A 24,092-nucleotide genomic window follows, 5' to 3' on the forward strand; every position below is an offset into this window, starting at 1 on the left:
TCTGGATGACCCTGACAACAACATCACAAGGAGGCGACCCATGGCCCATCACGACGACGACCTGCATGGCGACAGCTCTCACGACGGCTTTCATGACGAAAGCGGATTCCTGACGATCTTTCTCGGCCTGGTGGTGATGGTCGGCATGACCTGCCTGCCGGCGACCATCGGCTGGGTGCAGCTGGCGACAGGCTAGCCAGGGGCGTCAGCAGACCATGGTCGACGGCACGGCGCTTTTCCTGCCCGTGCACAGGGGTTGCCATTTGCTCCGGCGCGGGGCAGGATGAAACAAGATTCGAGGAGACACCGATGACCGATCACGCAAACCCGACCCGACCCCGACCCGATGGCAGCGACAGCGCCCTCGTCGGTGCCGTCTTGGGCTCGGATTGTGTGCATGCGGACGCGGTGTCCTTTTATTGGCCCAGCTTTTCCTGGTATTGGTTTGATACCGGGGCGCTGGTGCGCGAGGCCTGATCCAAGTATCTGGCACTCGCGAGGCGCTCCCCCCCCAGGGCCGCCTCCCAGAACCCCCGGACGGCTGCCCGTCCGGGGGTTCCTTGTTTGTGTGGCCAGACGTTTTCACCCAGTAGCACTCACCTGCGAAAGGCAGGCAACCGGAGCAATGACATGACCGCATATCGACTCTTCGCCAGCACCATTTCCCATGGCTATGCCTATGGCGATAGCTGGCGATTTATCGACGCGCGGTCGGCCCAACTGGCCACCTCCGACCGTGAGCGCCTCGGTGGTCGACGCACCCAACGATGTACGACCACACGGAGCTGATACCATGACCGCCAGCCTTTCGCTTGCCACCGCCGACCTCAACGCTGCCGCGACGCAAGAGACCGCCCCCCAGATGACCCTGCCGACCCCGCAGGCGCTCAAGCGCCAGTGCCCACTCGGGACGACCCTGAGCGATCGCGTCGACGCTCAGCGTCAGCAGATCCGTGACATTCTCGAGGGTCGTGATGATCGCCTGCTGGCGGTGGTCGGGCCCTGTTCGATCCATGACCCCAGGTCGGCGCTTGAATACGCCCGGCGCCTGGCCTCCCTGGCCGACAGCATCCGTGATCGAGTGCTGGTGGTGATGCGGGTGTACGTCGAGAAGCCCCGCACCACCGTGGGCTGGAAGGGCCTGGCCTATGACCCGGACCTGGATGGCAAGGGCGACATGGCGCGTGGGCTCGAGCTGTCACGCCAGCTGATGCGCGAGATCGTCGAGCTGGGCCTGCCGGTGGCCACCGAGATCCTGCAGCCGATGATCGCGCCCTACCTTGAGGACCTGCTGGCCTGGGTCGCGATCGGTGCACGCACCACCGAATCCCAGCTGCATCGCGAGATGGCCAGTGGCATCGGCGCGGTGGTCGGCTTCAAGAACGCCACCAGCGGCGACGTCCAGGTGGCACTGGACGCCATGCGCTCGGCCGCCCACCCCCACCAGCACTTCGCGGTGGGCGAGCAGGGGCAGCCGGTCATGCGCGAGACTGCCGGCAACCCCTACACCCATGTGGTGCTGCGGGGCGGCCACGGTGAGCCCAACTACGGGGTCGATGCGGTCGCCGCCGCCAGGAAGGCGCTGATCGGCACCGGCCTGCCGCCGCGGCTGATGGTGGACTGCAGCCACGCCAACGCACGCAAGGACCATCGTCGTCAGAGCGAAGTCCTGCTCGAGGTGCTGGCCCAGCGCCTGGCCGGTGACACCTCGCTGATCGGGGTGATGCTCGAAAGCCATCTGAACGAGGGCAAACAACCCCTGGAGCCCGGCAAGCTGCGCTACGGTGTCTCGGTCACCGACGCCTGCATCGGCTGGGAGACCACCGAACACCTGTTGAGCCTGGCTGCCGAGCGTCTTGCCCAGCAGGGTTGAGCCCGACGATGCGAACGAACCAGACCAGAGGCCCTTTCGGGCCTCTGGTCGTTTTTGTCCGGCGTAACTGGCTCGCGCCGCGGGTGGGGGACGTGACTCAGCGGCAGAAGGGCCATACCTGATAGAAGCTGTCGCAGCGGAATTCCGCCTCGCAGGCTGCCAGTTGGCTGCGGTAGCGGGAAGCATAGTGGGTGGCCACCTGACTCAGCGGCAGAAGGGCCATACCTGATAGAAGCTGTCGCAGCGGAATTCCGCCTCGCAGGCTGCCAGTTGGCTGCGGTAGCGGGAAGCATAGTGGGTGGCCACCTGACTCAGCGGCAGAAGGGCCATACCTGATAGAAGCTGTCGCAGCGGAATTCCGCCTCGCAGGCTGCCAGTTGGCTGCGGTAGCGGGAAGCATAGTGGGTGGCCACCTGACTCAGCGGCAGAAGGGCCATACCTGATAGAAGCTGTCGCAGCGGAATTCCGCCTCGCAGGCTGCCAGTTGGCTGCGGTAGCGGGAAGCTGTGCTAGCCACCTCCCGCGCCGCGCGTTGCACCGCCGGCTTGGCGCGATAGCTGCCGCGCTGATAGCCGCCCTGGCCTTCGTGGTAGGCCAGGTACAGGTGCTCGGGGTTGGACAGTGACACCCCCGTCATGCGCCGCGTGCGGGCGTTGTACCAGCCGATGAAGTCGGTGGCGTCGTCCATGTCGGTGCGACTGGCGAACAGCCCGCCGGCGGCGTCATCGTATTCGCCCCATACCGGATCCTGGGCCTGGGCATAGCCGTAGGCCGAGGACGGGCGCGTCCACGGAATGAAGCCCAGTAGTTTGGTACGTGGCGGCCTGACGTGGCTGCGAAACGACGACTCGCGCTTGATGAAGGCCATCTGGGTCCAGGGGGGCGTGCCCCACTTTTCATAGGAGGCCTGGGTGGCGTCGTACCAGTCAGGCTGCTGGCGAAAGATCTCGCACAGATTGTCCTGATGGCTCGGCGGCGCCGGGGCGAAGGCGGCGCAGCCGCTGAGAGTAACAAGCGCCGCGGCAAGCACCGTAGTGAGTAGAGCAGACCGCATCCCTGGCATGGCCCGTTTCACAACATTTTCCCGTTTTAGTGATATCGCCCCCAGTATGCCCTCCCGTGCAGTGTCGGGTCATCCTCACATGTCCCACCGGCTGCTTCGGGTCATCGGAGAGGGGGCGATGGGGCGAACGCCTTCGATGTCCGATGACGTCTGAGTTCGATCATCCAGCGCCACGCTCAAGGCCAGGACGGTCATTTCTTGCGGGAAGGCAAACGGGTTGCATCAAGGTGCCTGTTGTTCGCCTATGGTAGCGGTTGCCGCTGAAAACGCCTGTTGAAGCCAAACCACCACCTTGTCGAGGATGGCATTGTCGGACATTGTTTGGCTCCTGATCAGGTGGTAGTGCAGTCCCGGTAGAAACGGGCCGAATGGCACCTCCAGCACACCACGAGCGATCTCATCCTGCACCAGGGTCAAGCCCAGCAGGGCCACGCCCTGACCGGAGATAGCGGCCTGGATCGCGTGACTTTCTTCGGAGAAGGCGAGTCGAGGCCCCAGCACGGCAGGGGTAGACCCCAACGCCTGACACCACTGAGCCCAGCCGGGCAGGCCAAGGTTCGGACAGTACCAGTCGAAATCGATATGACGAACACCCCTGAGGTCGTCGACGCCAGCCAGCTGGAGTTGCGGGCTGGCGACCAGGGCAATGCGATCGGTCGCCAGGGTCACCACCTCATGGTCCGGATAGGGGCCCATACCGTAACGAATCGCCAGGCGGGTTCCATGCGTTAGATCAAGCACGCTCTCGCTGGCATGGATATTCAAGGCGATATCGGGATTCGTCGAATGAAAGTCGGTCAGTCGAGGAAGCAGCCACTGGCTGGCGAAGGCCGGAGTGCAGGAGAGGGTGACGCTGGCGGGTGTCGTTCGCTTGAGCAGACTTTCCAATGCCTCGGCGAAGGCGTCAAAGCCCTGGCGTAGCACGGGAGAAAGCTCCGTTGCCGCGTCGGTCGGGATCACCTGGCGGGTGCGACGCTCGAATAGCGCTACGCCGAGCCAGCTTTCCAGTTCACGTACCTGGTGGCTGATCGCGGCGGGCGTTACCGCCAGCTCTTCAGCCGCCCCCTTGAAACTACGGTGACGTGCTGCCGCCTCAAAAGCACGCAACTGCGATAGTGGTAGTCGGCGTCGTTGCATCACATCCCTATGGGTAAAAAATTTTTGTGCATCTGCAAAGAATAGATCGTTTGTCGGCCCGAATCGATTGGAAGATTCTGTCGTTCGTGCTCCACCAAGCATGAGCGGTACTAATCCCAAAGGAGAATCTTCATGGCCACACTGTTGCACCTTGATGCCAGCGCACGCTCCGGACTTTCCGGTAGTCAACCCCACGGATCGCATTCGAGACGCCTCAGCGCCCACTTCGTCACACAGTGGCAACGGGCACGTCCTGACGACAGGGTCGTCTATCGCGATGTCGGCCAGCAGCCGCCTCGCCCTGTCAGCGGTGATTGGATTCATGCCGCCTTCACCAAGCCGGAAGCGCGGGATAGTTGGATGCACGAGGTTCTCGCGGAGAGTGATTCCCTGGTCGACGAACTGCTCGAGGCGGATCTGATCATCGCTGGCGTCCCGATGTACAACTTCGGCGTTCCGGCCGGATTCAAGGCTTATATCGACAATATTGTGCGAGTCGGGCGGACTTTCGGCTTTGATCGCTCCCGCCCAGGCTTGCCCTACTGGCCGATGCTGAGCGCCATGGGCAAGCGCTTGGTGGTGCTTGGTGCACGGGGTGACTATGGCTACGAGCCTGGTGAGCGAATGGAGCACACCAACCACGTCGAACCACACTTGCGTACCGTTTTCGCCTATCTCGGCATAGAGGAGTTGCACAGCATCGCCGTGGAGTATGACGAGTTTGCCGGCGAGCGGCTGCAGCAGTCTCTGATTCAGGCGGAGCAACGCGTTGAGGCGTTGGTCGACAGGCTGGCGGCCAGTCTGGACGTTCCTCGCGTTGTTTCCGATCCAGTCTCGGGGTGAGCGCACCTCCGTGACCGCTTCTACGATCGTCCCCTGCTGGGTACCAGATGCTCGGCAACAGATGTGATTCCCTGTCCAGCAAACGTCTGTATTGCAGAACTTGAAATAAGAATAGTCTCGCGGGATGAGAAATTTGCGCGTCTCGCCGTCAGAGGGCCGATGTGGTGAGAGGGAGTGTCTGATTTCCAACAATGTATTCTTCATGATAAGTCGGAAAAATCAGTGAGCGAGGTGGATGATGGGTGGTTATATAAGTAGAGATAGGGAGCCTGATCTGGCGGCTTCTTTCGGTGCGCTGGAAGAAAAACAGTTGTCAGTGAGCCAACCGCTTGCGCGCAATGGTGTTCTGCAGCCAGGAAAGGTCTATTTCATTCCCGCGAGGTGTGGCGCTGCCGTTGTACTGGAAAAAGGGAAGATGCTTACGCTGATTAACGTAAGTGGATTGCAGGTCTGCGATATGTGGGCTTTCAATACGAGTGATCCAGACGAATTTCTATCCATGGAACATACTCGAACCCATCTTGGGCGCTTGGTGCCGGTTGTCGGTGACAGTATGGTTTCCAATAGAAGAAACGAGATGCTGGAACTAGTGGAAGATACTTCGCCTGGGGTGCATGACACATTGATTGCCGCCTGCGATATCAATCGCTATAGACAGCTTGGCGTAAGCGAATACCATGACAACTGTGTTGATAATCTTCGAATGGCATTGCTTGCCATCGGCAAGGAGGTTTCGCATGTTCCATCACCATTCAATGTGTGGATGAATGTTCCACTTGATGGTGATGGCTCACTGACATTTGTGCCACCCGTGGCCAAAAGAGACGACAGGATCGTGTTCAAGGCAATGATGACCTGTTACGTAGTCATGTCATGCTGTCCCCAGGATATTACGGCGGTCAACGGAGTTGGTAGCCAAACGGAAAGTATAGGAGTCATGCTCGGAGATTGAAGAAACACGGGATAGATGGCGATGCACTGCAACTCCGCCGCCGGCGCTAAAGGTTCTCATTTCGTCGGAGGTAAACTCCAGCCTTTGCGCTCCGGCGGCATCCGGCTCGTCATCGCTCACGATATGACTTCAGCACTCCCTCTCGTCGCTTCAAACGCCTATGCACGTTTTTCGGGCCAGCGGCAGCGAAGTTTAGCGATAGCGATCACGCTGCCTCTACGCGGGCTCGGGCTTCTTCTCCCTTGGCTGACCCTCACCTCCGATGTCCGAGGGCACCAGTGGCAGGTCCTCGGGCAGGTGGCGGGCACAGAAGTCCAGGCAGTCGAGGCCGTTGACGGCCTGGGGGGCCAGTGGACAATTCCATGGCGACTCGCGCAGCACTTCCGGAAGAAGGTCGCTCAGGTCCTCCATGTCCTGACTCTTGGGCCAGCACAGCCAGCGCTCCCGTTCAGGGGTCTCGGGGTGGCGCCACTTCAGCATCCAGTCGTCGCCCCAGGGCAGCACGCCCAGGGTGTCGGGTTCGGGCGGCGGCAGACCCTGGAAGGCGCTGGCCCACCAGCGGGGCGAGAGGTGATGGCGTCCCAGGCGTCGGCTGCACTGGGCCAGCAGCGTACGCTGCACCACCATGACATCCAGGGCGCTGTCATCACGGTAGAGCACATGGAGCGCGAGAGTGTGCGGTATTACGCAAAGCTCCCGCTCAACCAGTTCATCCAGTGACTCCCTGCTGTCGACCTCCTCGGCCAGGGCGCCGTCCAGCGTTACCAGGGTGACCGATTGTGGCGGTATGACGAGACAACAGGGAAGTGCCTGGTCGAGGCACGAAAGCGATTGGACATTGGCGGCGCTGCCCCGGTCGAGGCTCTGTTGATCGACACAGTGGACCCAGTACCAACGAGGCTCGGGATCTTCGTCGGCTGAAGGGGCGCGTTGGGGCATAAGAAGTATGCGCTGATGTCGGTGTCCCAGATTCCACATGGTTCTGGTCCTGTCGATAGCGATTGTTGGTGCACTGTGTCGACGAGCGAAGCCATTTTCTTTCACCAACTGTTACTCTTTTTACAATAGCGCTACTTCCTGTGCTCTGCGTCAACCTCGTCTATCGTCATACGAGTGTCATCTGGACTACCTAGTGTTGTCGGCGGACCGCCGTCGCCCCTGTGATCGACTTTCCCCTCCGATACCCGAGGCCGGCAACAGTGACTGGCACCGACAGCCCACGCCTTGACGGCGAACAGAGGGCTGCAAGAAGAGGACTGCGCAATGAGCAAGGAAATTGAAGATCATCGTCTATTGAACCCCAGCCGTAATGAACCCTTCTCCTCGGTGCTCGACCGTCGTCTTTCCCGGCGAGCGGTGATGAAGGGTGGCATGGGCATGGCGGCCATGACCATGCTGGGAAGCTTTGGTCTCTCGGCCTTCGCCAACGAGCCGTCGTCAGGGATGGCCAAGACGCCGCTGGCGCTGGCCTTCGAGTCGATCGCCGGTTCGCGCAGCGACGCCGTGGTGGTGCCGCCGGGCTATACCGCCCAGGTGCTGGTGCCCTGGGGGACGCCGCTTGACGACAGCGCGCCCGAGTGGAGCGAAGATCTGACGATGACGCCCCAGGCCCAGGCGGCCAGCGTCGGCATGCATCACGACGGCATGCATCCTTTCGCGCTGGATGAGAGCACGGCCTCCGAGCGCTTCCTGCTGGTGATGAACAACGAATACATCGACGAGAACGCGCTGTGGGCGCCCCAGGGTGGCCCGACCAACATGACCGAAGGCAAGCGCCCGGCGGACGAGGTGCGCACCGAGATCAACGCCCACGGGGTGACCGTGGTCGAGGTGAAGAAGGGCGCCGATGGTCGCTGGAGCCACGTCAAGGGTTCCGCCCACAACCGTCGCTACACCAGCGCCACCCCGATGCACCTGTCAGGGCCGGTGGCGGGCAGCGACTACGTCAAGACCCGGTATTCCCCGGGCGGCACCCAGGCTCGCGGCACCAACAACAACTGTGCCCACGGTTACACGCCCTGGGGAACTTACCTCACCTGCGAGGAGAACTGGCCGGCCTACTTCGTCAAGAACGAAGGCCGTACCCTGGACGATGACCGTCTTGGCATCGCCAGTGGTCGCGGGCGCTACGGCTGGGAGACCGCCGCAGGCGATGACAGCGAACGCGACGACGAATTTACCCGTCTGATCGGCGACCCCGTCGCCGACGACGCCAGCGGTGACTACCGCAACGAGCCGCGTCAGTTCGGCTATATCGTCGAGATCGACCCCTATACCGGCAGGCAGGCGATCAAGCGCACGGCGCTGGGCCGCTTCCGCCACGAGGGCTGCTGGCCGGGCAAGCTGGTAGCAGGCGAGCCGGTGGTGTTTTACTCCGGTCACGACTCGCGCAACGAGTACATCTACAAGTTTGTCTCGGAGGCGGCCTGGGACCCGGCGGATGCCATCGCTCCCGGCGCCGAGGCCGATCGCCTGGCGATCGGTGACAAGTACATGGACAGCGGCACCCTTTACGTCGCTCGCTTCAACGCCGATGGCAGCGGCGAGTGGCTGCCGCTGACGCCGGACGCTTCCACCCAGGATGGCCGTACCCTGGCCGAGGCGCTGGAACTCGACGCCGATGACCTGGCCGGGGTGATCATCCACACCTGTGATGCCGCCGACCTGATGGGTGCCACACCGATGGATCGCCCTGAGTGGGGCGCGGTGGACCCGTCCACCGGCGAGGTCTACATGACCCTGACCAACAACTCGAAGCGTACCGAAGACGGCACCGAGGCGACCCTGACCGGCGACGGCGACAACATCACCGCGCTGGGCAACGGCTACGCCACGGCACCGGTCAATGCGGCCAACCCGCGGGCGAACAACGAGGCCGGTCAGATCATCCGCTGGCGCGAGGGCAGCGATGCCACCGCCTTCGACTGGGAGGTATTCGTGTTCGGTGCCGCGGCCAGTGACCAGAACAACCTGTCCGGGCTGACCGCCGACAACGAATTCGCCAGTCCCGATGGGCTCTACTTCGATGAGCGCGGCGACGGCCAGGGCATCCTGTGGATCCAGACCGACAATGGCTACGAGGGCGTCACCGAGAGCACCAATGACCAGGTGCTGGCGGTCGTGCCGGCGGAGCTCGAGCGTGCCGATGGTGCCGCCGCGGTGATCTCCGGGGCCAACCAGGACAAGCTCAAGCGTTTCTGCGTAGGCCCCAACGGCTGCGAGGTCACTGGCATCTTCCCCACGCCGGACAAGACCGCGCTGTTTATCAATATCCAGCATCCGGGCAACTGGCCGGCCAGTGACGACGCGACCCAGGCGTCTGATGCCAGCGTGCGACCGCGCGCCGCCACGGTGGTGATCCAGCGCGAAGACGGCGGCCAGATCGGCGTCTAGGACGTGTCCGAAAGGTGCCGGCTTGCGTCGGCCTTTCGGGCAACCTCCAGGGGCGTTCTCTACGTCTGACGTCTTGCGCCGCCCCAGCACCCCGGCTCCCTTTTCAGGGAGCCGGGGTGTTTTTTCTAGGGTCTGGGTGTCCAGGGCTGGATGATCGGCAGCCTGAAGCGGGAGGCGGTTGGTCCGGGAACCGCTTGGGGCGGCCAAGGCGCAGGTCGCGCGGCGTCCGGCAGCCGTCAGGACACATGACGACAACATGAAAAGCCCCTCGCCAGCGTCGCTGGCGAGGGGCCTGGGTGGTGCTATCGACGCGCCGATGGCGCGTCAATGCGGGGCGTTACTCAAGCGCGAGCGGCGTAGGCGTACAGCAGCGTTTCCTGGGCGGAGATCGGTGCGGCCTCGCCCGGATCCTGCTTGATGTAGGTGCCGTCGGCCTGCAGCAGCCAGCTCTGGCAGTTGTCGACCAGGTAGGTCTCGAGGTCCTTGCGCACCCGGGCGGCGAGCTTCTTGTCGAGCAGCGGGAAGCAGGTCTCGACCCGATGGAACATGTTGCGCGCCATGAAGTCCGCGCTGGAGCCCCATATCTCGGGCTTGCCGTCGTTGTGGAAGTGGAACACCCGGGTGTGTTCGAGGAAGCGACCGATCACCGAGCGCACCCGGATATTCTCGGAGATGCCGGGCAGGCCAGGGCGCAGGCAGCACATGCCGCGGATGATCAGGTCGCACTCGACGCCGGCCTGGGAGGCGCGGTAGAGCGCCTGGATCAGCTTGGGTTCGGTCAGCGAGTTGCACTTGACGATGATATGGGCGCGCTTGCCCTTGCGCGCGTAGCTTGCCTCCCGCTCGATCATTTCCACGACCCGTTCGTGCAGGGTGAAGGGGGCGTGCAGCAGCTTCTCGATCTGGCGGGTGCGGCCCATGCCGGACAGTTGCTGGAACACCTTGTGCACGTCGGCGCACAGCACAGGGTCCGCGGTGAGCAGGCTGTAGTCGGTGTAGAGCTTGGCCGTCTTGGAGTGATAGTTGCCGGTGCCGAGGTGAGCGTAGTGGCGCAGCGCGCCCTTCTCGCGGCGCACGATGTGCATCATCTTGGCGTGGGTCTTGTAGGCCATCACCCCGTAGATGACGATGGCGCCGGCCTCCTGCAGGCGTGACGCCAGCGCCAGGTTATCGGCTTCGTCGAAGCGGGCGCGCAGTTCGATGACCACCGTCACTTCCTTGCCGTGGCCGGCGGCCTCGACCAGGGCGTTGACGATGGGGGAGTCGGCACCGGTGCGATACAGGGTCTGCTTGATCGCCAGCACGTCGGGGTCGCGGGCGGCCTCGCGCAGCAGGTCCTCCACCGGGGTGAACGACTGGAAGGGGTGGTGCAGCAGGATGTCGCCTTCCTGCATCGACTGCATGATGGAGTTGGGTTGCTTGACCTGCTTGGGCACGCCGGGGGTAAAGGAGCGGTACATCAGATCGGGCCGGTCGGCGTCACCCAGTACCGACATCATGCGGGTCAGGTTGACCGGGCCATTGACCCGATAGAGGTCACTGGCTTCGAGCTGGAACTGCTTGATCAGGAAGTCGGAGAGCTCCTCGGGGCAGTTGTCGGCCACCTCCAGGCGCACGCCGCTGCCGTAGCGCCGGGCCAGCAACTCGCCGCGCAGGGCCGAGGCCAGGTCCGAGACTTCTTCGGGATCGACCGTCATGTCGGCGTTGCGGGTCAGACGGAACTGGTAGCAGCCCTTGACCTTCATCCCCGGGAACACCTCGTCGGCGTGGGCGTGGATCATCGACGACAGGAACAGGTACTCGGTGAAGCCTTCCTCGCACAGCTCTTCCGGCAGCGCGATGACCCGGGGCAGCGAACGTGGCGCCGGCAGGATGGCGAGGCCGCCCTCGCGACCGAAGGCGTCCTTGCCCTCGAGCTCGACGATGAAGTTGAGGCTCTTGTTGACCAGCCTCGGGAAGGGGTGCGAGGGGTCCAGCCCGATGGGGCTGACCACCGGGATGATCTCGGTGGAGAAGTAATCATGGACCCACTTGCGCTGCTGCTTGGTCCAGTCTCCACGCCGACGGAAGCGGATGTTGTGGGCTTCCATGGCAGGGATCAGCTGCTCGTTGAGGATGCGGTACTGACGCTCCACGTGCTCGTGGGCGATCTTCGAGATCTCGTCGAGCACCGAACGCGGGCTGCGGCCGTCGGCACCGGTGGTGTCGTCGCCCAGGGCCAGCTGGCTCTTCAGTCCGGCCACCCGGATCTCGAAGAACTCGTCCATGTTGGAGGAAAAGATCAACAGGAACATCAGGCGGTTGAGCAGCGGGTGCGCCTGGTCCAGCGCCTGTTCCAGCACCCGGATGTTGAACTGCAGATGCGACAGCTCGCGATTGAAGTAGAGGCTCGGGTCAGTGAGGTCGGCCTCAGGGTCCGGCATTGCCTTGGGCTTGATGCCGGTGCGCGTCTGGTTAAGGCGCGGCACCGGGGTATCGGCCTGGGGCGCGTCGCTCATCGAGACGTCGGACTTGCCCAGGGTCGCATGTTCAATCGTGGCGTTGTCGCTCTGCGCGTCTTCCATGGTGGTTCCTCATCGGGGCTCGGGAAGGGCGCCGCTCCCTCCCCTGATCAGCGGGCCAATAGCCTGGCCGCGCGTTTGGCAAAGTAGGTCAGCACGCCGTCGGCGCCGGCACGCTTGAAGCACATCAGCGACTCGAGGATGACAGTGTCAGCGTCCAGCCAGCCGTTGTCGAAGGCGGCCATGTGCATGGCGTATTCACCGCTCACCTGGTAGGCGTAGGTGGGCACGCGCAGCTCGTCCTTGACCCGGCGGACCACGTCCAGGTAGGGCATGCCGGGCTTGACCATCACCATGTCGGCACCTTCGGTGATGTCCATGGCGACCTCGTGGAGGGCCTCGTCGCTGTTGGCGGGGTCCATCTGGTAGGTCGACTTGTCGGCCTTGCCCAGGTTGGCCGCCGAGCCCACCGCATCGCGGAAGGGGCCGTAGTAGCGCGAGGCGTACTTGGCGCTGTAGGCCATGATGCGGGTGTTGGGCAGGCCTTCACGCTCGAGCAGTTCACGGATGGCACCGATACGCCCGTCCATCATGTCGGAGGGGGCGACCACGTCGGCCCCGGCCTCGGCATGGGACAGCGCCTGCTTGATCAGGGTCTCGACGGTGCGGTCATTGGCCACATAGCCGTCTTCATCGAGGATGCCGTCCTGACCGTGGCTGGTGTAGGGGTCCAGGGCGACATCGGTGATCACGCCGAGCTCGGGCAGGGCGGCCTTGAGCTCGCGCACGCTGCGCTGGACCAGGCCGCTGGCGCTGTAGGCTTCTTCCGCCAGCTCGCTCTTCTTGTCGGCGTCGACCACCGGAAACAGCGCAATGGCGGGAATGCCCAGCTCGACGGCCTCGCGGGCCTCTTCGATCAACAGGTCCAGCGACAGGCGCTCGACCCCGGGCATGGACGGTACAGCCTCGCGGCGGCCTTCGCCCTCGAGCACGAAGACTGGCCAGATCAGATCGTCGGCACTCAGCTGGTTCTCGCGCATCAGGCGGCGGGAGAAGTCGTCCTTGCGCATGCGGCGAGGACGGCTGGCGGGGTAAAGACGAGGGGTAATGGCACTCAAGACGGCACTCCACGGAAGCAAGGATTCGGCGCCACGCGCTAGTCTGGTGGCACTTCATGACAAAAGCATGACATTGATTGAGTATATTCCTCCTCTCCCGTTCGCCGAAAGTCGCGTCTTGTCGCACCCGTGGCGACTCTCTAGAGTAGTGGCAGTCTTGGCCGCGTCCGGCCCCGTTCGCGACGCGCTATAAAGGAGAATGACATGAGTAAACAGGTAGCGATCGTCTTGTCGGGCTGCGGCGTACAGGATGGTTCCGAGATCTACGAGACCACCCTGACCCTGCTGCGCCTGGACCAGCTGGGCATCGCCTATCGCTGTTTTGCCCCGGATATCGCTCACCAGGAGGTGATCGACCACCACAGCGGGGAGGCCGTCGAGGAGACGCGCAATGTGCTGGTCGAGTCCGCCCGCCTGGCTCGTGGCGAGATTTCGCCGCTGGACGAACTGTCGGCATCGGACTTCGATGCCCTGATCCTGCCCGGTGGCTTCGGGGCGGCCAAGAATCTTTCGAACTACGCCACGGCCAAGTCCGAGATGGAGGTCCACGAAGACCTGGCCGAGCTGTTGATCGAGTTTCACGATGCGCGCAAGCCGATCGGTCTGATGTGCATCGCGCCGGTGCTGGTGCCCAAGGTGCTGGGGCCGGGCATCGCCGTCACCATCGGTACCGACCCCGAGGTGTGTGGCTGCATCAGCGCCATGGGCGGCCTACATCGCAGCTGTGCGGTGGACGATATCGTGGTGGACTTCGAGCATCGCCTGGTGACCACCCCCGCCTATATGCTGGCCACCCGCATCAGCGAGGCGGCGCTGGGCATCAACAAGCTGGTGGATCGTATCGACGAGATGATGGACGTCAACACCTGAGACGCCAGACGATGGCGGATCATTGTCGCCAAGCGCCTTGAACACCACCGGTGCGAGAGCGGTAAAAAAGCAAAGCCCGAGGCCAATGCCTCGGGCTTTGTGCATTCTGCTGACGGGGGCTCTGCCGGTGTGGCGATCACGCCTCGTCCGGCGCTTCCTCGTCATCGCTGCTCCGCCTCTTGACCAGCCGGCCGAACAGCAGCCCGACCTCGTAGAGCAGGTACATGGGTACCGCCAGCAGGCTCTGGCTGACCACGTCCGGCGGGGTCATCAGCATGCCGATGACGAAACAGCCGAGGATGACGTAGGGGCGCTTGGCGCTCAGGCTCTTGACGCTGGCGGCGCCGGTGAGAATGAGCAGGAAGGTGGCAATCGGGATCTCGAAGGCGATACCGAAGGCGAAGAACAGCTTCAGCACGAAGTTGAGATACTGGTTGATATCGGTCATCACCTGCACGTTCTCCGGCCCGGTCTGGGTGAAGAAGGCGAACAGCAGGGGAAAGACCACGTAGTAGGCGAAGGCCGCGCCGAGATAGAACAGCAGGACGCTCGAGGCCAGAAGCGGCAGTGCCAGGGCCTTTTCCTTGTCGTACAGCCCTGGTGCCACGAAGGCCCAGGCCTGGTGCAGGACGAAGGGAATGGCCACGAACACCGCCACTACCAGGGTCAGCTTGAACGGCGCCAGGAAGGGCGACGCCACCTCGGTGGCGATCATCTGGGAGCCTTCCGGCAGCAGCTCCATCAGGGGGTCTGCGACAAACTGGTAGATGTCGTTGGAAAAGGCGTAGAGCGCCAGGAAGATCACCAGGATGGCAATCACGGCGCGCATCAGCCGCGAGCGCAGCTCCACCAGGTGTTCGATCAGTGGGGCGTGGCCCTGACTTGACGGCGGAGTGTCACCGGTATCGCTCATCGGGTGGCGGAGTCCTTGTGCTCGGAAGAGGCGGTGTCATCGCTGGGAGCGGGGGAGAGCGTGGAAGCCGAAGCGCTGGACGACGAGGCGCGTGCGGCGCTGTCGACGGCGTCGTCCAGCCGCTGGCCGGCCGAGGCAGACTGGGCGCCGGTGGAATCCGCCTGCCCGCCGTTGCCCTTGTTCGGGGTGCCGGCGATGGATTCCACGCTGCGCTTGGCTTGTTCGGCGCTGCGCTTGGCCTGGTTGACGCTGTCGTCCAGCTTGCGTTCCTGCTCCTTGAGCTTCTGGCGCAGTTCCTCGGCCTCGAGCTGGGCGCTGATCTCGCGCTGCATGCCGGCCACCGAACGCTTGATGCGTCCGATCCACAGGCCGGCGGTACGCGCGGCCTTGGGCAGGCGCTCGGGACCCAGCACCAGCAGTCCCACCACCCCGATGATCAGCAGTTCCAGAAAGCCGATATCGAACATGTGGCGTTACTTGCGCTCGTCGGAGGATTCGGGCTTGCGCTCCGCCTCGACGTCGTAGGTGTTGTTGGGCGTATCGGTCTCGTCATGACGGACCTGGGCCTGGGGCTTGGCCTCCTCCGACTTGTCCTCATCTTCGTTGACGGCCTTCTTGAAGCCCTTGACCGCGCCACCCAGGTCGCTGCCAACGTTGCGGAGCTTCTTGGTGCCGAAGATCAGGATGATGATGCCGAGTACGATCAGCAGTTGCCAGATACTGATACCACCTAACATAAGAACTTCCTCAATATGCGGCGCCAGGCGCCGTGAATCGTTGGTTCCCCGAGGCTCAGGAGCGGCGCGAGGCCTTCTCCTCATGCCCCGATACGCCGAAGCGTCGGGCGAGTTCATCCAGCACCTGCCGATGGTCGAGTCCCAGGTGCGAGAGCATCACCAGACTATGAAACCACAGGTCTGCCGTTTCGGCGATCAACGCCTCGCGACTGGCTGGATCCGCGTCAACATCCTTGGCGGCAAGCACGGTCTCCACCGCCTCTTCGCCCACCTTCTCGAGTATCTTGTTCAGCCCCTTGTGATGCAAGGAGGCAACGTAGGAAGTGTCAGGATCGGCGTGCCGACGTTCGCTGAGGGCGGCGTCGAGCTGGTTCAGAATATCGCTCATCGGTGAAGATTCCATTAAAAGATCAGTTCCAGATCACCAGCAGTGTGCCGATGCCCGCAGCGACCAGGACCGGCCAGGGCTGATCGGTCAACCAGCCGGACAGCGGTTGCCAGGCCAGCGCCACCGCGGCCAGGGCGAGCCCCAGTCGGGTCCGGCGAATTCGCCTGGCCTGGCGGGTCAGCTGGCCGAGGATGTGGGTCATGACCTCGCCCTGCTGGGTGATCTGACGCGATCGCTTCTCGGTCTGGGACAGTGCCTGGTGGGCCAGCACCGGCAATTCCGGTAGCTGCCGGGTCAGCTCCGGTGCCTGCCGCTTGAACGACTCCCACAGGCCCTGGGCGCCGGCGCGCTCCTTCATCCAGCGCTCCAGGTAGGGCTTGGCGGTGGCCCACAGGTCCAGGTCCGGGTAGAGCTGACGGCCCAGCCCCTCGATATTGAGCAGGGTCTTCTGCAGCAACACCAGTTGGGGCTGGACTTCCATGTTGAAACGCCGCGCGGTCTGGAATAGGCCCAGCAGCACCTGGCCGAACGAGATGTCCTTGAGCGGTTTCTCGAGGATCGGCTCGCATACCGTGCGTACCGCCGCCGCGAACTCGTTGGCGCGGGTATCTTCGGCCACCCAGCCGGACTCGATGTGCAGCGCCGCGACCTCGTAGTAGTCCTGGTGGAAGAAGGCCAGCAGGTTGCGCGCCAGGTAGTCCTGGTCTTCCCGGGTAAGGCTGCCGACGATGCCGCAGTCGATGGCGATGTACTGGGGGTCGGACGGCGCCTGGCGGGAGACGAAGATGTTGCCCGGGTGCATGTCGGCGTGGAAGAAGTTGTCGCGGAACACCTGGGTGAAGAAGATCTCCACGCCGCGCTCGGCCAGGCGCTTCAGGTCGGTGCCCTGGGCCTTGAGCGCCTCGATGTCGGCCACAGGCACGCCGTGGATGCGTTCCTGGACCATCACCTTGTGGCGGGTCAGCGGCCAGTGGATCGACGGCACATACAACAGTGGCGACTTGTCGAAGTTGCGCTTGAGCTGGGAGGTGTTGGCCGCTTCCTTGGTCAGGTCGAGCTCGTCGAACAGGGTGGTCTCGTAGTCGCGGACCACTTCCACCGGGTGCAGCCGGCGCGCTTCCGGCACCTTGTTCAGCGCTCGCGCCACCAGGTACATCAGCGCCATGTCCTGACGCATGACCCGCTCGATGCCTGGGCGAATCACCTTGACCACCACGTCCTGGCCGTCGGGCAGCCTGGCGGTGTGGACCTGGGCGATCGAGGCCGAGGCCAGCGGCTCACGGGAAAATTCGGCGAACAGTACCTCGAGCGGCTCGCCCAGGGACTCCTCGATCAGTGCTTCGGCCTGCTCGCCGGGGAAGGGCGGTACCTGATCCTGCAGCCGCTTGAGTTCATTGGCGATATCGTCGGGGAACAGGTCGCGACGGGTCGACAACATCTGGCCGAACTTGACGAAGATCGGTCCCAGCGACTCCAGCGCCAGACGCAGGCGTTCGCCGCGGGAGCGCTCGCCGACGGGAATCAGCTTGAGCGGCGACCAGGTGAATATCAGCCGCAGCCACCAGGGCAGCTTTTCCAGCGGCAGCAGGGTGTCGAGACGGTAGCGGGTGACGACCCAGATGATGCGCAGCGGGCGGAGGATCATGAGACGTCGTTCTCCCGGGCCAGGCGACGGGTCAGGCGCTTGAGACGTGCCTCGGTACGGTCGGTGGCCAGCTCCAGTTCGGTCAGCGCCTCGCGCATGGCCTCGAGCTGATGGCGGCCGGGCAGCCAGCGGGCTTCCTCGAAGACGTACTCGGAGACGTCGGCGCACAGCTCACGGTGGGTGCGCAGGCCCCAGCGGGACAGGCCGCGCAGGCCTTCGGCGAGCTGGTGAGCCGGCAGGTCGCCGAGATAGCGGGCAAGCTCAGCCTCCCAGTCCAGGTCGAGATCCAGCAGCAGGTCGCGGGTCGCCTCGAGCAGGTGGATCTTGCCGCGCACCGCCAGACGGCCCTCGAACATCAGCCGTTCCATGTCGGCGCCGCCGGCCAGCCGGCCCAGGGTGTCGCTGTCCAGCTCGACGATGGCGTCCCAGGCGCCTTCATCGACCTCGTCCACCAGCAGCAGGTCAACCCCCTGGGGGTGATAGCACAGCGCCAGCTGGACACGCGGGGACTCCAGGCACATCAGCACCCGCTGGCCCGCCAGCGAGCGCAGCCGAGAAGGCGAGGCAGGGTCGCGTGCGAGCAGGGCGTTGACGGTCTTCTCGATGCCGGCCAGCAGCAGGGTCGGGGTCAAGGCCATCATGTCCTCAAAGCTTGATGCCGCGATGCAGCGCGACGATGCCGCCGGTGAGATTGGTGTATTCGACGCGCTCGAGTCCGGCGGTTTCCATCATGCCCTTGAGCGTTTCCTGATCCGGGTGCATGCGGATCGATTCGGCCAGATAGCGATAGCTGTCGGCGTCGCCGGCCACCAGTTCGCCCATCTTCGGCAGCAGACGGAAGGAGTACTCGTCATAGGCGCGGGTCAACAGCGGATTGTCGGGCTTGGAGAATTCCAGCACCAGCAGGCGGCCGCCGGGCTTGAGGATGCGCGCCATGGAGGCTAGGGCGGCGTCCTTGTCGGTGACGTTGCGCAGACCGAAGGCGATGGTGATGCAGTCGAAGGTATTGTCGGGAAATGGCAGGCATTCGGCATTGGCCTGGACGTACTCGACGTTGCCGCCGACACCACGGTCGATCAGCTTGTCGCGTCCCACCCCGAGCATGGAGGCGTTGATGTCGGCCAGCACCACCTTGCCGCGCGGTCCCACCATGCGCGAGAACTTCAGCGCCAGGTCGCCGGTACCGCCGGCGATGTCGAGTACGCTATGACCAGGCCGGACGCCGGAACGTTCGATGGTCAGGCGCTTCCACAGCCGATGGATACCGAAGGACATCAGGTCGTTCATCACGTCGTAGCGAGCCGCCACGCTGTGGAAGACATCGGCGACACGTGAGGCCTTTTCCTCGACCGGCACGTCCTGAAAACCGAAGTGGGTGGTGCGCTTATCCATGGGACTCCCGAGTCGTGAGCGATGGCGAGAAGAGCCGACGGGGGCTCTTTGGCAGCGGCCATTGTAGCCTTGCCGAGGTGGCTTGTCTTTGACCGTCACCCGGCTTGTCGCCACACCGGTGTCGATCGCTAGAGCTGACGGATTTCGATACCCAGCGGCTCGCGACTGGCGCCGGCCTCGTCCAGACGCTGGAGATAGTCGGCCCAGTTGGCCTCGCGCTCGCGGATCAGCCAGTCCAGATAGTCCCAGCTGTAAAGGCCGCTGTCGTGGCCATCGTCGAAGTGCAGCTTGAGGGCGTAGCGGCCCGCCTGGGTGATGTCGGCAAGGCCCACGTCCTTCTTGCCGACCTGAAGGGTGGCAGTGTCGCCGCCGTGGCCACGGACCTCGGCGGAGGGAGAAAACACTCGCAGGTACTCCACCGACAGGCGGTGGCGAGAGCCATCGGCGTAGCCGATCTCGAGCTCGCGGGCCTTTCTGTGGTAGTGCACCAGGGTCGGAGTGGGGGCGCTCATGGCGATCCTCTCTGTTTCAGCACGGTGGGCGTGCCCTAACTTCAGCATTTGCGGCATCGAAAGCACGACCGGGCCGCGGCGCAGTGCGCGGCGGCCCGGTCATCGAGGGTGCTTGGCCGGTGGTTACAGGATATACCGGCTCAGATCCTCGTCCATGGCCAGCTCGCCGAGCTGAGAATCGACGTAGGCACGGTCGATGACCAGCGGGTTGCCGAGATCCGAGCCCTTGAACGAGGCCTCCTCGAGCAGCCGCTCCATTACCGTGTGCAGGCGACGGGCGCCGATGTTCTCGGTGCCTTCATTGACGTTGAAGGCGATCTCGGCGATGCGCTCGATGCCGTCATCGGTGAAGCGCACCTCGAGGCCGTCGGTGGCCAGCAGTGCCTCGTACTGACGGGTCAGGGCGGCGGACGGCTCGGTCAGGATGCGCTTGAAGTCGTCCGGCGTCAGCGCCGACAGCTCGACACGGATCGGCAGACGGCCCTGCAGCTCGGGGATCAGATCCGAGGGACGCGACAGGTGGAAGGCGCCGGAGGCGATGAACAGGATGTGGTCGGTCTTCACCATGCCGTACTTGGTCGACACCGTGGAGCCTTCGATCAGCGGCAGCAGGTCGCGCTGGACGCCCTCGCGGGAGACCTCACCGCCGCTGGACTGACCGCTGCCCTTGGCGACCTTGTCGATCTCGTCGAGGAAGACGATGCCGTTCTGCTCCACCGCCTCCACCGCGCGAGACTTGATGTCGTCCTCGTTGACCAGCTTGCCGGCCTCTTCGTCGCGCAGGATGGTGAAGGCCTCCTTGACCGTGACCTTGCGGGTCTCGGTCTTGCCCTTGCCCATGCCGGAGAACAGGTTCTGTAGCTGGCTGGTCATCTCTTCCATGCCCGGCGGTGTCTGGAACTCGAGGTTGGGTGCCTGGGGCGACACCTGGATCTCGATCTCCTTGTCGTCGAGCTGGCCTTCACGCAGCTTCTTCCTGAACATCTGGCGCGTCGAGGAGTCCTCGCGCGGCTCGTTTTCCTGGCCACGGGGCGGCGGCAGCAGGGCGTCGAGGATGCGATCCTCGGCGGCGTCCTCGGCGCGGTGGCCGACCTCTTCCTTGGCCTGCTCGCGTACCAGCTTGATCGCTGCCTCGGTCAGGTCACGGATGATCGACTCGACGTCACGGCCGACGTAGCCCACCTCGGTGAACTTGGTCGCCTCGACCTTGATGAAGGGAGCCTTGGCCAGCTTGGCCAGGCGCCGGGCGATTTCGGTCTTGCCGACGCCGGTGGGGCCGATCATCAGAATATTCTTGGGGGTGACCTCCTGGCGCAGCTCGCCGTCGAGCTGCATGCGGCGCCAGCGGTTACGCAGGGCGATGGCCACGGAGCGCTTGGCATCCTGCTGACCGACGATGTACTGATCCAGCGCGTGGACGATTTCGCGGGGCGTCATCTGGGTCATGATCAAAGCTCTTCCAGGGTCACGTGATGGTTGGTGAACACGCAGATGTCACCGGCGATCTCCAGCGACTTCTCGGTGATCTCGCGGGGCGACAGTTCCGTGTTCTCGAGCAGCGCGCGGGCGGCGGACAGGGCGTAGTTGCCGCCGGAGCCGATGGCGATGATGCCACGCTCGGGTTCCACCACGTCACCGTTGCCGGTGATGATCAGCGAGGCCTTCTTGTCGGCCACCGCCAGCAGCGCCTCGAGGCGGCGCAGGGCGCGATCGGTGCGCCAGTCCTTGGCCAGCTCCACCGCGGCCTTGACCAGGTTGCCCTGGTACTTCTCCAGCTGGGCCTCGAAGCGTTCGAACAGGGTGAAGGCGTCGGCGGTACCACCGGCAAAACCGGCCAGCACCTGGCCGTGATAGAGGCGACGCACCTTGCTGGCGTTGCCCTTCATCACCGTGTTGCCCAGTGACACCTGGCCATCGCCGGCCAATGCCACCTGGTCGCCGCGGCGAACGGAAACGATCGTGGTCATGGAGAATTCTCCTTGGGGAAGCCGAGGCCTCCGGTGACTGTCGAGGGGCAGAGCCCTCTGCATAAGCGATAGGCTGGTAGGTGCGGGCAGGTCGCAAGGATTTCAAGCGCGGGCGACTCGGGAATGCGGCTCGCTGCGCCAAGAAGACGGTGCAACAGAGGAAGAAAGACGCCGCCACGATGGGGGCTTGAGCGGTGGCCAGCACGCACCAGGCCCAGACATGACGTTCTGGGCCTGGTGGGCGTAGCTTCAGAAGGAGGAGGTGTGCCGACGTCAGTTCTGCAGCTGGATCAGCAGCGGCTCGATGCCTTGAGTGCTCATCAGATCCTGGGCCCGCGACAGCTCATTGCGATCGCTGTAGGGGCCGACCTGGACGCGATGCCAGGTGGCGCCGCCGGTGGCCTCGACCTCGCTGATCTTGGCCAGCAGGCCGAAGTCCTTGAGTCGCCCGGCGAGCTGTCGGGCATCGTTGACCTCGCGGAAGGAGGCCGCCTGCAGCATGTAGCGACGCTCGGCGCTGCGCGGGGTCTCGGATGGCGTGGACGACGCTTCCTCTTCGCGGGAGTTGGCGGCGATCACCGCGGCGATGGGGTCGTCCGCGGAGATCTCGTCCTCGCTCGGCTGGGCCGCCTCGGGGCGCTTGGCGGTGGACGCCGGCATCTCCTCGTCGGAGGCGATGACTTCGGACTCCGGCAGCAGGGTATAGAACTCGAACGTCGGCATCGGCGGCTCGCTTTCGCTGGCCTGTCCGCCTTGTGCACTGCCACTCGCATTGCTGCCCTGCTGCTCGCCGCTGGAGGGCTTGGGCAGTACCGCCGCCACCGGTGAACGGGGATCCTGCCAGGGAGCGGTACCGTTCTGGTGGTGGGCCAGCAGGAAGCCTGCGACCACGCCGACGGCGGCCCACAGCCAGCCGGGGATACCTCCGCGGGCCTGCTTGGGTGCTTGCCTGCGCTTCTGGCTGGTGGTTGCTCCGCGCTTGCGCGGGGGCGCCTTGCGAGTGGCCATGGCTTACATCTCCTCCGGTGCACCGACGCCCATCAGGTCGAGTCCATTACGCAGCACCTGACGCGCGGCCAGGCCCAGCGCCAGGCGCGCATTGCGCAGGGCGTCGTCGTCGACCATGACTTTGCAGGCGTTGTAGCAGCTATGGAAGTCGGCTGCCAGATCCTGCAAATATTGGGCGATCTGCTGCGGCTCTCGGGCCTTGGCGGCGTGCTCGACCACCTCGGGATAGCGCGCCAGGCGATTGAGCAGGGCCTTTTCCTGGTCTGCCTCAAGCAGGCCCAGGTTGGCCATGGCGGTGGCGTGGTCGAAGGCCAGGCCTTCGCTCTCGGCCTTGCGCAGCACGCTGCAGACCCGGGCGTGGGCGTACTGGACGTAGTACACCGGGTTGTCATTGGACTGCGAGCGCGCCAGATCGATGTCAAAGGTCAGCTGGGAGTCGGCGCGACGGGCGGCGAGGAAGAAGCGGGTGGCGTCGCGGCCGACCTCGTCGATCAGGTCGCGCAGGGTAACGTAGCTGCCGGCCCGCTTGGACAGCTTGACCTCGACCCCGGAACGGGTGACCAGCACCATCTGGTGCAGCACATAGTCCGGCCAGCCCTGGGGGATACCGACATCCAGCGCCTGCAGGCCGGCGCGTACCCGGGTCACGGTGGAGTGGTGGTCGGCACCCTGCTCGTTGATCACGCTGGTGAAGCCGCGCTGCCACTTGTCCAGGTGGTAGGCCACGTCGGGCAGGAAGTAGGTGTAGCCGCCTTCGCTCTTGCGCATCACCCGATCCTTGTCGTCGCCGAAGTCGGTGGTGCGCAGCCACAGGGCGCCGTCCTGCTCGTAGGTGTGGCCGTTATCGGTCAGGCGACGGGCGGTCTCCTCGACCTTGCCCTGCTGGTACAGCGAGGACTCGAGGAAGTAGACATCGAAGCCGACGCCGAAGGCGCGCAGGTCCAGGTCCTGTTCGCGACGCAGGTAGGCCACCGCGAACTCGCGGATGGCGTCGAGATCCTCCGGGTCAGCCTTGGCGGTGACGTGGCGGTCGTCGGCGTGGATGGTCTCGCCGGCCAGGTAGGCCTTGGCCACGTCCTCGATGTAGCCGCCGCGGTAGCCGTCCTCCGGCCAGCCGTCGCTGTCCGGGCCCAGCCCCTTGGCGCGGGCCTGAACCGACAGCGCCAGATTGGTGATCTGGGCGCCGGCGTCGTTGTAGTAGAACTCGCGGGTGACGTCGTAGCCGGTGGCCTCGAGCAGGCGACACAGGCAGTCGCCCACCGCGGCGCCTCGGCCGTGGCCGACATGAAGGGGGCCGGTGGGGTTGGCGGAAACGAACTCCACCTGCACCTTTTCGCCAGCGCCGGCCAGGCTACGGCCGAAGGCGTCGCCGGCGTCCAGCACCTGGCGCACCACCTGGGCCGCGGCGTCGGTGGCGGCGAAGAAGTTGATGAAGCCGGGGCCGGCGATCTCGACCTTGGACACGGCTGCGCTTTCGGGCAGGGCCGCGACCAGTTTTTCCGCCACCTGGCGCGGTGCGGCCTTGGCCGGCTTGGCCAGCATCAGGGCGAGGTTGGTGGCGTAGTCGCCGTGGGCCTTGTCCTTGGTCGGGTCGACCTTGTAGGCCGGGGAAAGCTCCTGGGGAACGACTTCCTGCTGCTTGAGCTCGGCAAGAGCGGCATCCAGCAGCGCAACGATGGTGTCTTTCATGAGGCGTCTATGTCCTGTGGCACGGTGGCCGAGCGTGGCGAATCCTGGCGGGAGCACCTGTCGGCGGGCAGACCGCGTATTATCGATGATT

At 64.4% G+C, this 24,092-nt stretch carries 25 protein-coding genes; 7 read left to right on the forward strand and 18 right to left on the reverse strand.

Features of this window, described 5'->3' with window-relative positions:
• Positions 1-40 precede the first annotated feature (40 nt).
• The 3 genes from C6W88_RS21645 (at position 41) to C6W88_RS09495 (ending at position 1,873) form a co-directional block, all read left to right on the forward strand.
• Positions 41-196 carry a hypothetical protein gene (locus tag C6W88_RS21645; protein ID WP_181248593.1) on the forward strand — a complete coding sequence of 52 codons (156 nt, stop codon included), beginning with the start codon at positions 41-43 and terminating at the stop codon, positions 194-196.
• A gap of 113 nt (positions 197-309) precedes the next feature.
• Entirely contained in the window at positions 310-477 is a 168-nt protein-coding gene (locus C6W88_RS21500; protein ID WP_156088602.1) for a hypothetical protein, read from the forward strand.
• A gap of 316 nt (positions 478-793) precedes the next feature.
• Positions 794-1,873 carry a 3-deoxy-7-phosphoheptulonate synthase gene (locus C6W88_RS09495; RefSeq protein WP_108132293.1) on the forward strand — a complete coding sequence of 360 codons (1,080 nt, stop codon included), beginning with the start codon at positions 794-796 and terminating at the stop codon, positions 1,871-1,873.
• A gap of 204 nt (positions 1,874-2,077) precedes the next feature.
• Here the strand turns inward: C6W88_RS09495 and C6W88_RS09505 are convergent, their stop codons facing one another.
• From C6W88_RS09505 to C6W88_RS09520, 3 genes are all read right to left on the reverse strand, one after another.
• The gene (locus tag C6W88_RS09505) at positions 2,078-2,203 is read right to left on the reverse strand and encodes a hypothetical protein (RefSeq protein ID WP_308812414.1); all 126 of its coding nucleotides are present in this window, start codon (positions 2,201-2,203) and stop codon (positions 2,078-2,080) included.
• Between the two features lie 88 nt (positions 2,204-2,291).
• Positions 2,292-2,927, reverse strand: coding sequence for a transglycosylase SLT domain-containing protein (locus C6W88_RS09515; protein WP_108132294.1), 636 nt, complete (start codon positions 2,925-2,927; stop codon positions 2,292-2,294).
• A gap of 231 nt (positions 2,928-3,158) precedes the next feature.
• Positions 3,159-4,073: a LysR substrate-binding domain-containing protein gene (locus C6W88_RS09520; protein WP_181248594.1), complete on the reverse strand. Its 915-nt coding sequence runs from the start codon at positions 4,071-4,073 to the stop codon at positions 3,159-3,161.
• A gap of 132 nt (positions 4,074-4,205) precedes the next feature.
• Here C6W88_RS09520 and C6W88_RS09525 point away from each other — a divergent pair, with 132 nt between their 5' ends.
• Together C6W88_RS09525 and C6W88_RS09530 are read left to right on the forward strand one after the other, a co-directional pair.
• A complete protein-coding gene (locus C6W88_RS09525) occupies positions 4,206-4,916 on the forward strand; it encodes an FMN-dependent NADH-azoreductase (protein ID WP_108132296.1) in 711 nt (236 codons plus the stop codon).
• 235 nt (positions 4,917-5,151) lie between these two features.
• Positions 5,152-5,868: a DUF1989 domain-containing protein gene (locus C6W88_RS09530; protein WP_197037100.1), complete on the forward strand. Its 717-nt coding sequence runs from the start codon at positions 5,152-5,154 to the stop codon at positions 5,866-5,868.
• Between the two features lie 216 nt (positions 5,869-6,084).
• On the opposite strand, the gene C6W88_RS09535 is transcribed toward C6W88_RS09530, so the two are convergent.
• On the reverse strand, positions 6,085-6,846 hold the full coding sequence (locus C6W88_RS09535; protein WP_108132297.1) for a hypothetical protein: 762 nt from the start codon (positions 6,844-6,846) through the stop codon (positions 6,085-6,087).
• A 285-nt stretch (positions 6,847-7,131) separates the two neighbouring features.
• Here C6W88_RS09535 and C6W88_RS09540 point away from each other — a divergent pair, with 285 nt between their 5' ends.
• Positions 7,132-9,261: a PhoX family protein gene (locus C6W88_RS09540; protein WP_108132298.1), complete on the forward strand. Its 2,130-nt coding sequence runs from the start codon at positions 7,132-7,134 to the stop codon at positions 9,259-9,261.
• Positions 9,262-9,602: 341 nt separating this feature from the next.
• Here C6W88_RS09540 and ppk1 read toward each other — a convergent pair whose 3' ends face one another.
• Both ppk1 and hemB read right to left on the reverse strand, forming a co-directional pair.
• Entirely contained in the window at positions 9,603-11,825 is a 2,223-nt protein-coding gene (ppk1, locus tag C6W88_RS09545; protein WP_181248595.1) for a polyphosphate kinase 1, read from the reverse strand.
• Positions 11,826-11,872: 47 nt separating this feature from the next.
• Entirely contained in the window at positions 11,873-12,880 is a 1,008-nt protein-coding gene (gene hemB, locus C6W88_RS09550; protein WP_108132299.1) for a porphobilinogen synthase, read from the reverse strand.
• A gap of 204 nt (positions 12,881-13,084) precedes the next feature.
• On the opposite strand from hemB, the gene elbB reads away from it, so the two are divergent.
• Positions 13,085-13,750 (forward strand): isoprenoid biosynthesis glyoxalase ElbB, encoded by a 666-nt coding sequence (gene elbB, locus C6W88_RS09555; protein ID WP_045991160.1) that lies wholly within the window; start codon positions 13,085-13,087, stop codon positions 13,748-13,750.
• Between the two features lie 136 nt (positions 13,751-13,886).
• Here the strand turns inward: elbB and tatC are convergent, their stop codons facing one another.
• The 12 genes from tatC to argS form a co-directional block, all read right to left on the reverse strand.
• Positions 13,887-14,663: a twin-arginine translocase subunit TatC gene (gene tatC, locus C6W88_RS09560; protein ID WP_045991159.1), complete on the reverse strand. Its 777-nt coding sequence runs from the start codon at positions 14,661-14,663 to the stop codon at positions 13,887-13,889.
• Entirely contained in the window at positions 14,660-15,130 is a 471-nt protein-coding gene (tatB, locus tag C6W88_RS09565; RefSeq protein WP_108132300.1) for a Sec-independent protein translocase protein TatB, read from the reverse strand. The genes tatC and tatB overlap by 4 nt, the downstream gene beginning before the upstream one ends.
• Positions 15,131-15,136: 6 nt before the next feature.
• On the reverse strand, positions 15,137-15,400 hold the full coding sequence (gene tatA, locus C6W88_RS09570; RefSeq protein WP_045991157.1) for a Sec-independent protein translocase subunit TatA: 264 nt from the start codon (positions 15,398-15,400) through the stop codon (positions 15,137-15,139).
• A gap of 55 nt (positions 15,401-15,455) precedes the next feature.
• Positions 15,456-15,788, reverse strand: a complete 333-nt coding sequence (locus C6W88_RS09575) for a phosphoribosyl-ATP diphosphatase (RefSeq protein WP_045991156.1) — start codon at positions 15,786-15,788, stop codon at positions 15,456-15,458.
• Positions 15,789-15,810: 22 nt separating this feature from the next.
• Positions 15,811-17,433 carry a ubiquinone biosynthesis regulatory protein kinase UbiB gene (ubiB, locus tag C6W88_RS09580; RefSeq protein WP_045991155.1) on the reverse strand — a complete coding sequence of 541 codons (1,623 nt, stop codon included), beginning with the start codon at positions 17,431-17,433 and terminating at the stop codon, positions 15,811-15,813.
• On the reverse strand, positions 17,430-18,071 hold the full coding sequence (locus tag C6W88_RS09585; RefSeq protein WP_045991278.1) for a ubiquinone biosynthesis accessory factor UbiJ: 642 nt from the start codon (positions 18,069-18,071) through the stop codon (positions 17,430-17,432). The genes ubiB and C6W88_RS09585 overlap by 4 nt, the downstream gene beginning before the upstream one ends.
• Positions 18,072-18,078: 7 nt before the next feature.
• On the reverse strand, positions 18,079-18,825 hold the full coding sequence (gene ubiE, locus C6W88_RS09590; protein ID WP_045991154.1) for a bifunctional demethylmenaquinone methyltransferase/2-methoxy-6-polyprenyl-1,4-benzoquinol methylase UbiE: 747 nt from the start codon (positions 18,823-18,825) through the stop codon (positions 18,079-18,081).
• Between the two features lie 128 nt (positions 18,826-18,953).
• Positions 18,954-19,337, reverse strand: coding sequence for a gamma-butyrobetaine hydroxylase family protein (locus C6W88_RS09595; protein ID WP_108132301.1), 384 nt, complete (start codon positions 19,335-19,337; stop codon positions 18,954-18,956).
• A gap of 123 nt (positions 19,338-19,460) precedes the next feature.
• Positions 19,461-20,783: an ATP-dependent protease ATPase subunit HslU gene (gene hslU / locus C6W88_RS09600; RefSeq protein WP_045991152.1), complete on the reverse strand. Its 1,323-nt coding sequence runs from the start codon at positions 20,781-20,783 to the stop codon at positions 19,461-19,463.
• 2 nt (positions 20,784-20,785) lie between these two features.
• Positions 20,786-21,304, reverse strand: coding sequence for an ATP-dependent protease subunit HslV (gene hslV / locus C6W88_RS09605; protein ID WP_045991151.1), 519 nt, complete (start codon positions 21,302-21,304; stop codon positions 20,786-20,788).
• A 273-nt stretch (positions 21,305-21,577) separates the two neighbouring features.
• Positions 21,578-22,312: an SPOR domain-containing protein gene (locus C6W88_RS09610; protein ID WP_108132302.1), complete on the reverse strand. Its 735-nt coding sequence runs from the start codon at positions 22,310-22,312 to the stop codon at positions 21,578-21,580.
• 3 nt (positions 22,313-22,315) lie between these two features.
• Positions 22,316-24,001, reverse strand: a complete 1,686-nt coding sequence (argS, locus tag C6W88_RS09615; RefSeq protein ID WP_108132303.1) for an arginine--tRNA ligase — start codon at positions 23,999-24,001, stop codon at positions 22,316-22,318.
• Positions 24,002-24,092: the final 91 nt, after the last annotated feature.

The organism is Halomonas litopenaei (assembly GCF_003045775.1).
In the GTDB taxonomy this organism is placed as follows: domain Bacteria; phylum Pseudomonadota; class Gammaproteobacteria; order Pseudomonadales; family Halomonadaceae; genus Halomonas; species Halomonas litopenaei.

Bases quoted from the DNA above. Each gene is read 5' to 3' on its own strand.
- C6W88_RS21645 (WP_181248593.1), top strand. From the start codon at position 41: ATGGCCCATCACGACGACGACCTGCATGGCGACAGCTCTCACGACGGC.
- C6W88_RS21500 (WP_156088602.1), top strand. From the start codon at position 310: ATGACCGATCACGCAAACCCGACCCGACCCCGACCCGATGGCAGCGAC.
- C6W88_RS09495 (WP_108132293.1), top strand. From the start codon at position 794: ATGACCGCCAGCCTTTCGCTTGCCACCGCCGACCTCAACGCTGCCGCG.
- C6W88_RS09505 (WP_308812414.1), bottom strand. From the start codon at position 2,203: ATGGCCCTTCTGCCGCTGAGTCAGGTGGCCACCCACTATGCTTCCCGC.
- C6W88_RS09515 (WP_108132294.1), bottom strand. From the start codon at position 2,927: ATGCGGTCTGCTCTACTCACTACGGTGCTTGCCGCGGCGCTTGTTACT.
- C6W88_RS09520 (WP_181248594.1), bottom strand. From the start codon at position 4,073: ATGCAACGACGCCGACTACCACTATCGCAGTTGCGTGCTTTTGAGGCG.
- C6W88_RS09525 (WP_108132296.1), top strand. From the start codon at position 4,206: ATGGCCACACTGTTGCACCTTGATGCCAGCGCACGCTCCGGACTTTCC.
- C6W88_RS09530 (WP_197037100.1), top strand. From the start codon at position 5,152: ATGATGGGTGGTTATATAAGTAGAGATAGGGAGCCTGATCTGGCGGCT.
- C6W88_RS09535 (WP_108132297.1), bottom strand. From the start codon at position 6,846: ATGTGGAATCTGGGACACCGACATCAGCGCATACTTCTTATGCCCCAA.
- C6W88_RS09540 (WP_108132298.1), top strand. From the start codon at position 7,132: ATGAGCAAGGAAATTGAAGATCATCGTCTATTGAACCCCAGCCGTAAT.
- ppk1 (WP_181248595.1), bottom strand. From the start codon at position 11,825: ATGGAAGACGCGCAGAGCGACAACGCCACGATTGAACATGCGACCCTG.
- elbB (WP_045991160.1), top strand. From the start codon at position 13,085: ATGAGTAAACAGGTAGCGATCGTCTTGTCGGGCTGCGGCGTACAGGAT.
- tatC (WP_045991159.1), bottom strand. From the start codon at position 14,663: ATGAGCGATACCGGTGACACTCCGCCGTCAAGTCAGGGCCACGCCCCA.
- tatB (WP_108132300.1), bottom strand. From the start codon at position 15,130: ATGTTCGATATCGGCTTTCTGGAACTGCTGATCATCGGGGTGGTGGGA.
- tatA (WP_045991157.1), bottom strand. From the start codon at position 15,400: ATGTTAGGTGGTATCAGTATCTGGCAACTGCTGATCGTACTCGGCATC.
- C6W88_RS09575 (WP_045991156.1), bottom strand. From the start codon at position 15,788: ATGAGCGATATTCTGAACCAGCTCGACGCCGCCCTCAGCGAACGTCGG.
- ubiB (WP_045991155.1), bottom strand. From the start codon at position 17,433: ATGATCCTCCGCCCGCTGCGCATCATCTGGGTCGTCACCCGCTACCGT.
- C6W88_RS09585 (WP_045991278.1), bottom strand. From the start codon at position 18,071: ATGGCCTTGACCCCGACCCTGCTGCTGGCCGGCATCGAGAAGACCGTC.
- ubiE (WP_045991154.1), bottom strand. From the start codon at position 18,825: ATGGATAAGCGCACCACCCACTTCGGTTTTCAGGACGTGCCGGTCGAG.
- C6W88_RS09595 (WP_108132301.1), bottom strand. From the start codon at position 19,337: ATGAGCGCCCCCACTCCGACCCTGGTGCACTACCACAGAAAGGCCCGC.
- hslU (WP_045991152.1), bottom strand. From the start codon at position 20,783: ATGACCCAGATGACGCCCCGCGAAATCGTCCACGCGCTGGATCAGTAC.
- hslV (WP_045991151.1), bottom strand. From the start codon at position 21,304: ATGACCACGATCGTTTCCGTTCGCCGCGGCGACCAGGTGGCATTGGCC.
- C6W88_RS09610 (WP_108132302.1), bottom strand. From the start codon at position 22,312: ATGGCCACTCGCAAGGCGCCCCCGCGCAAGCGCGGAGCAACCACCAGC.
- argS (WP_108132303.1), bottom strand. From the start codon at position 24,001: ATGAAAGACACCATCGTTGCGCTGCTGGATGCCGCTCTTGCCGAGCTC.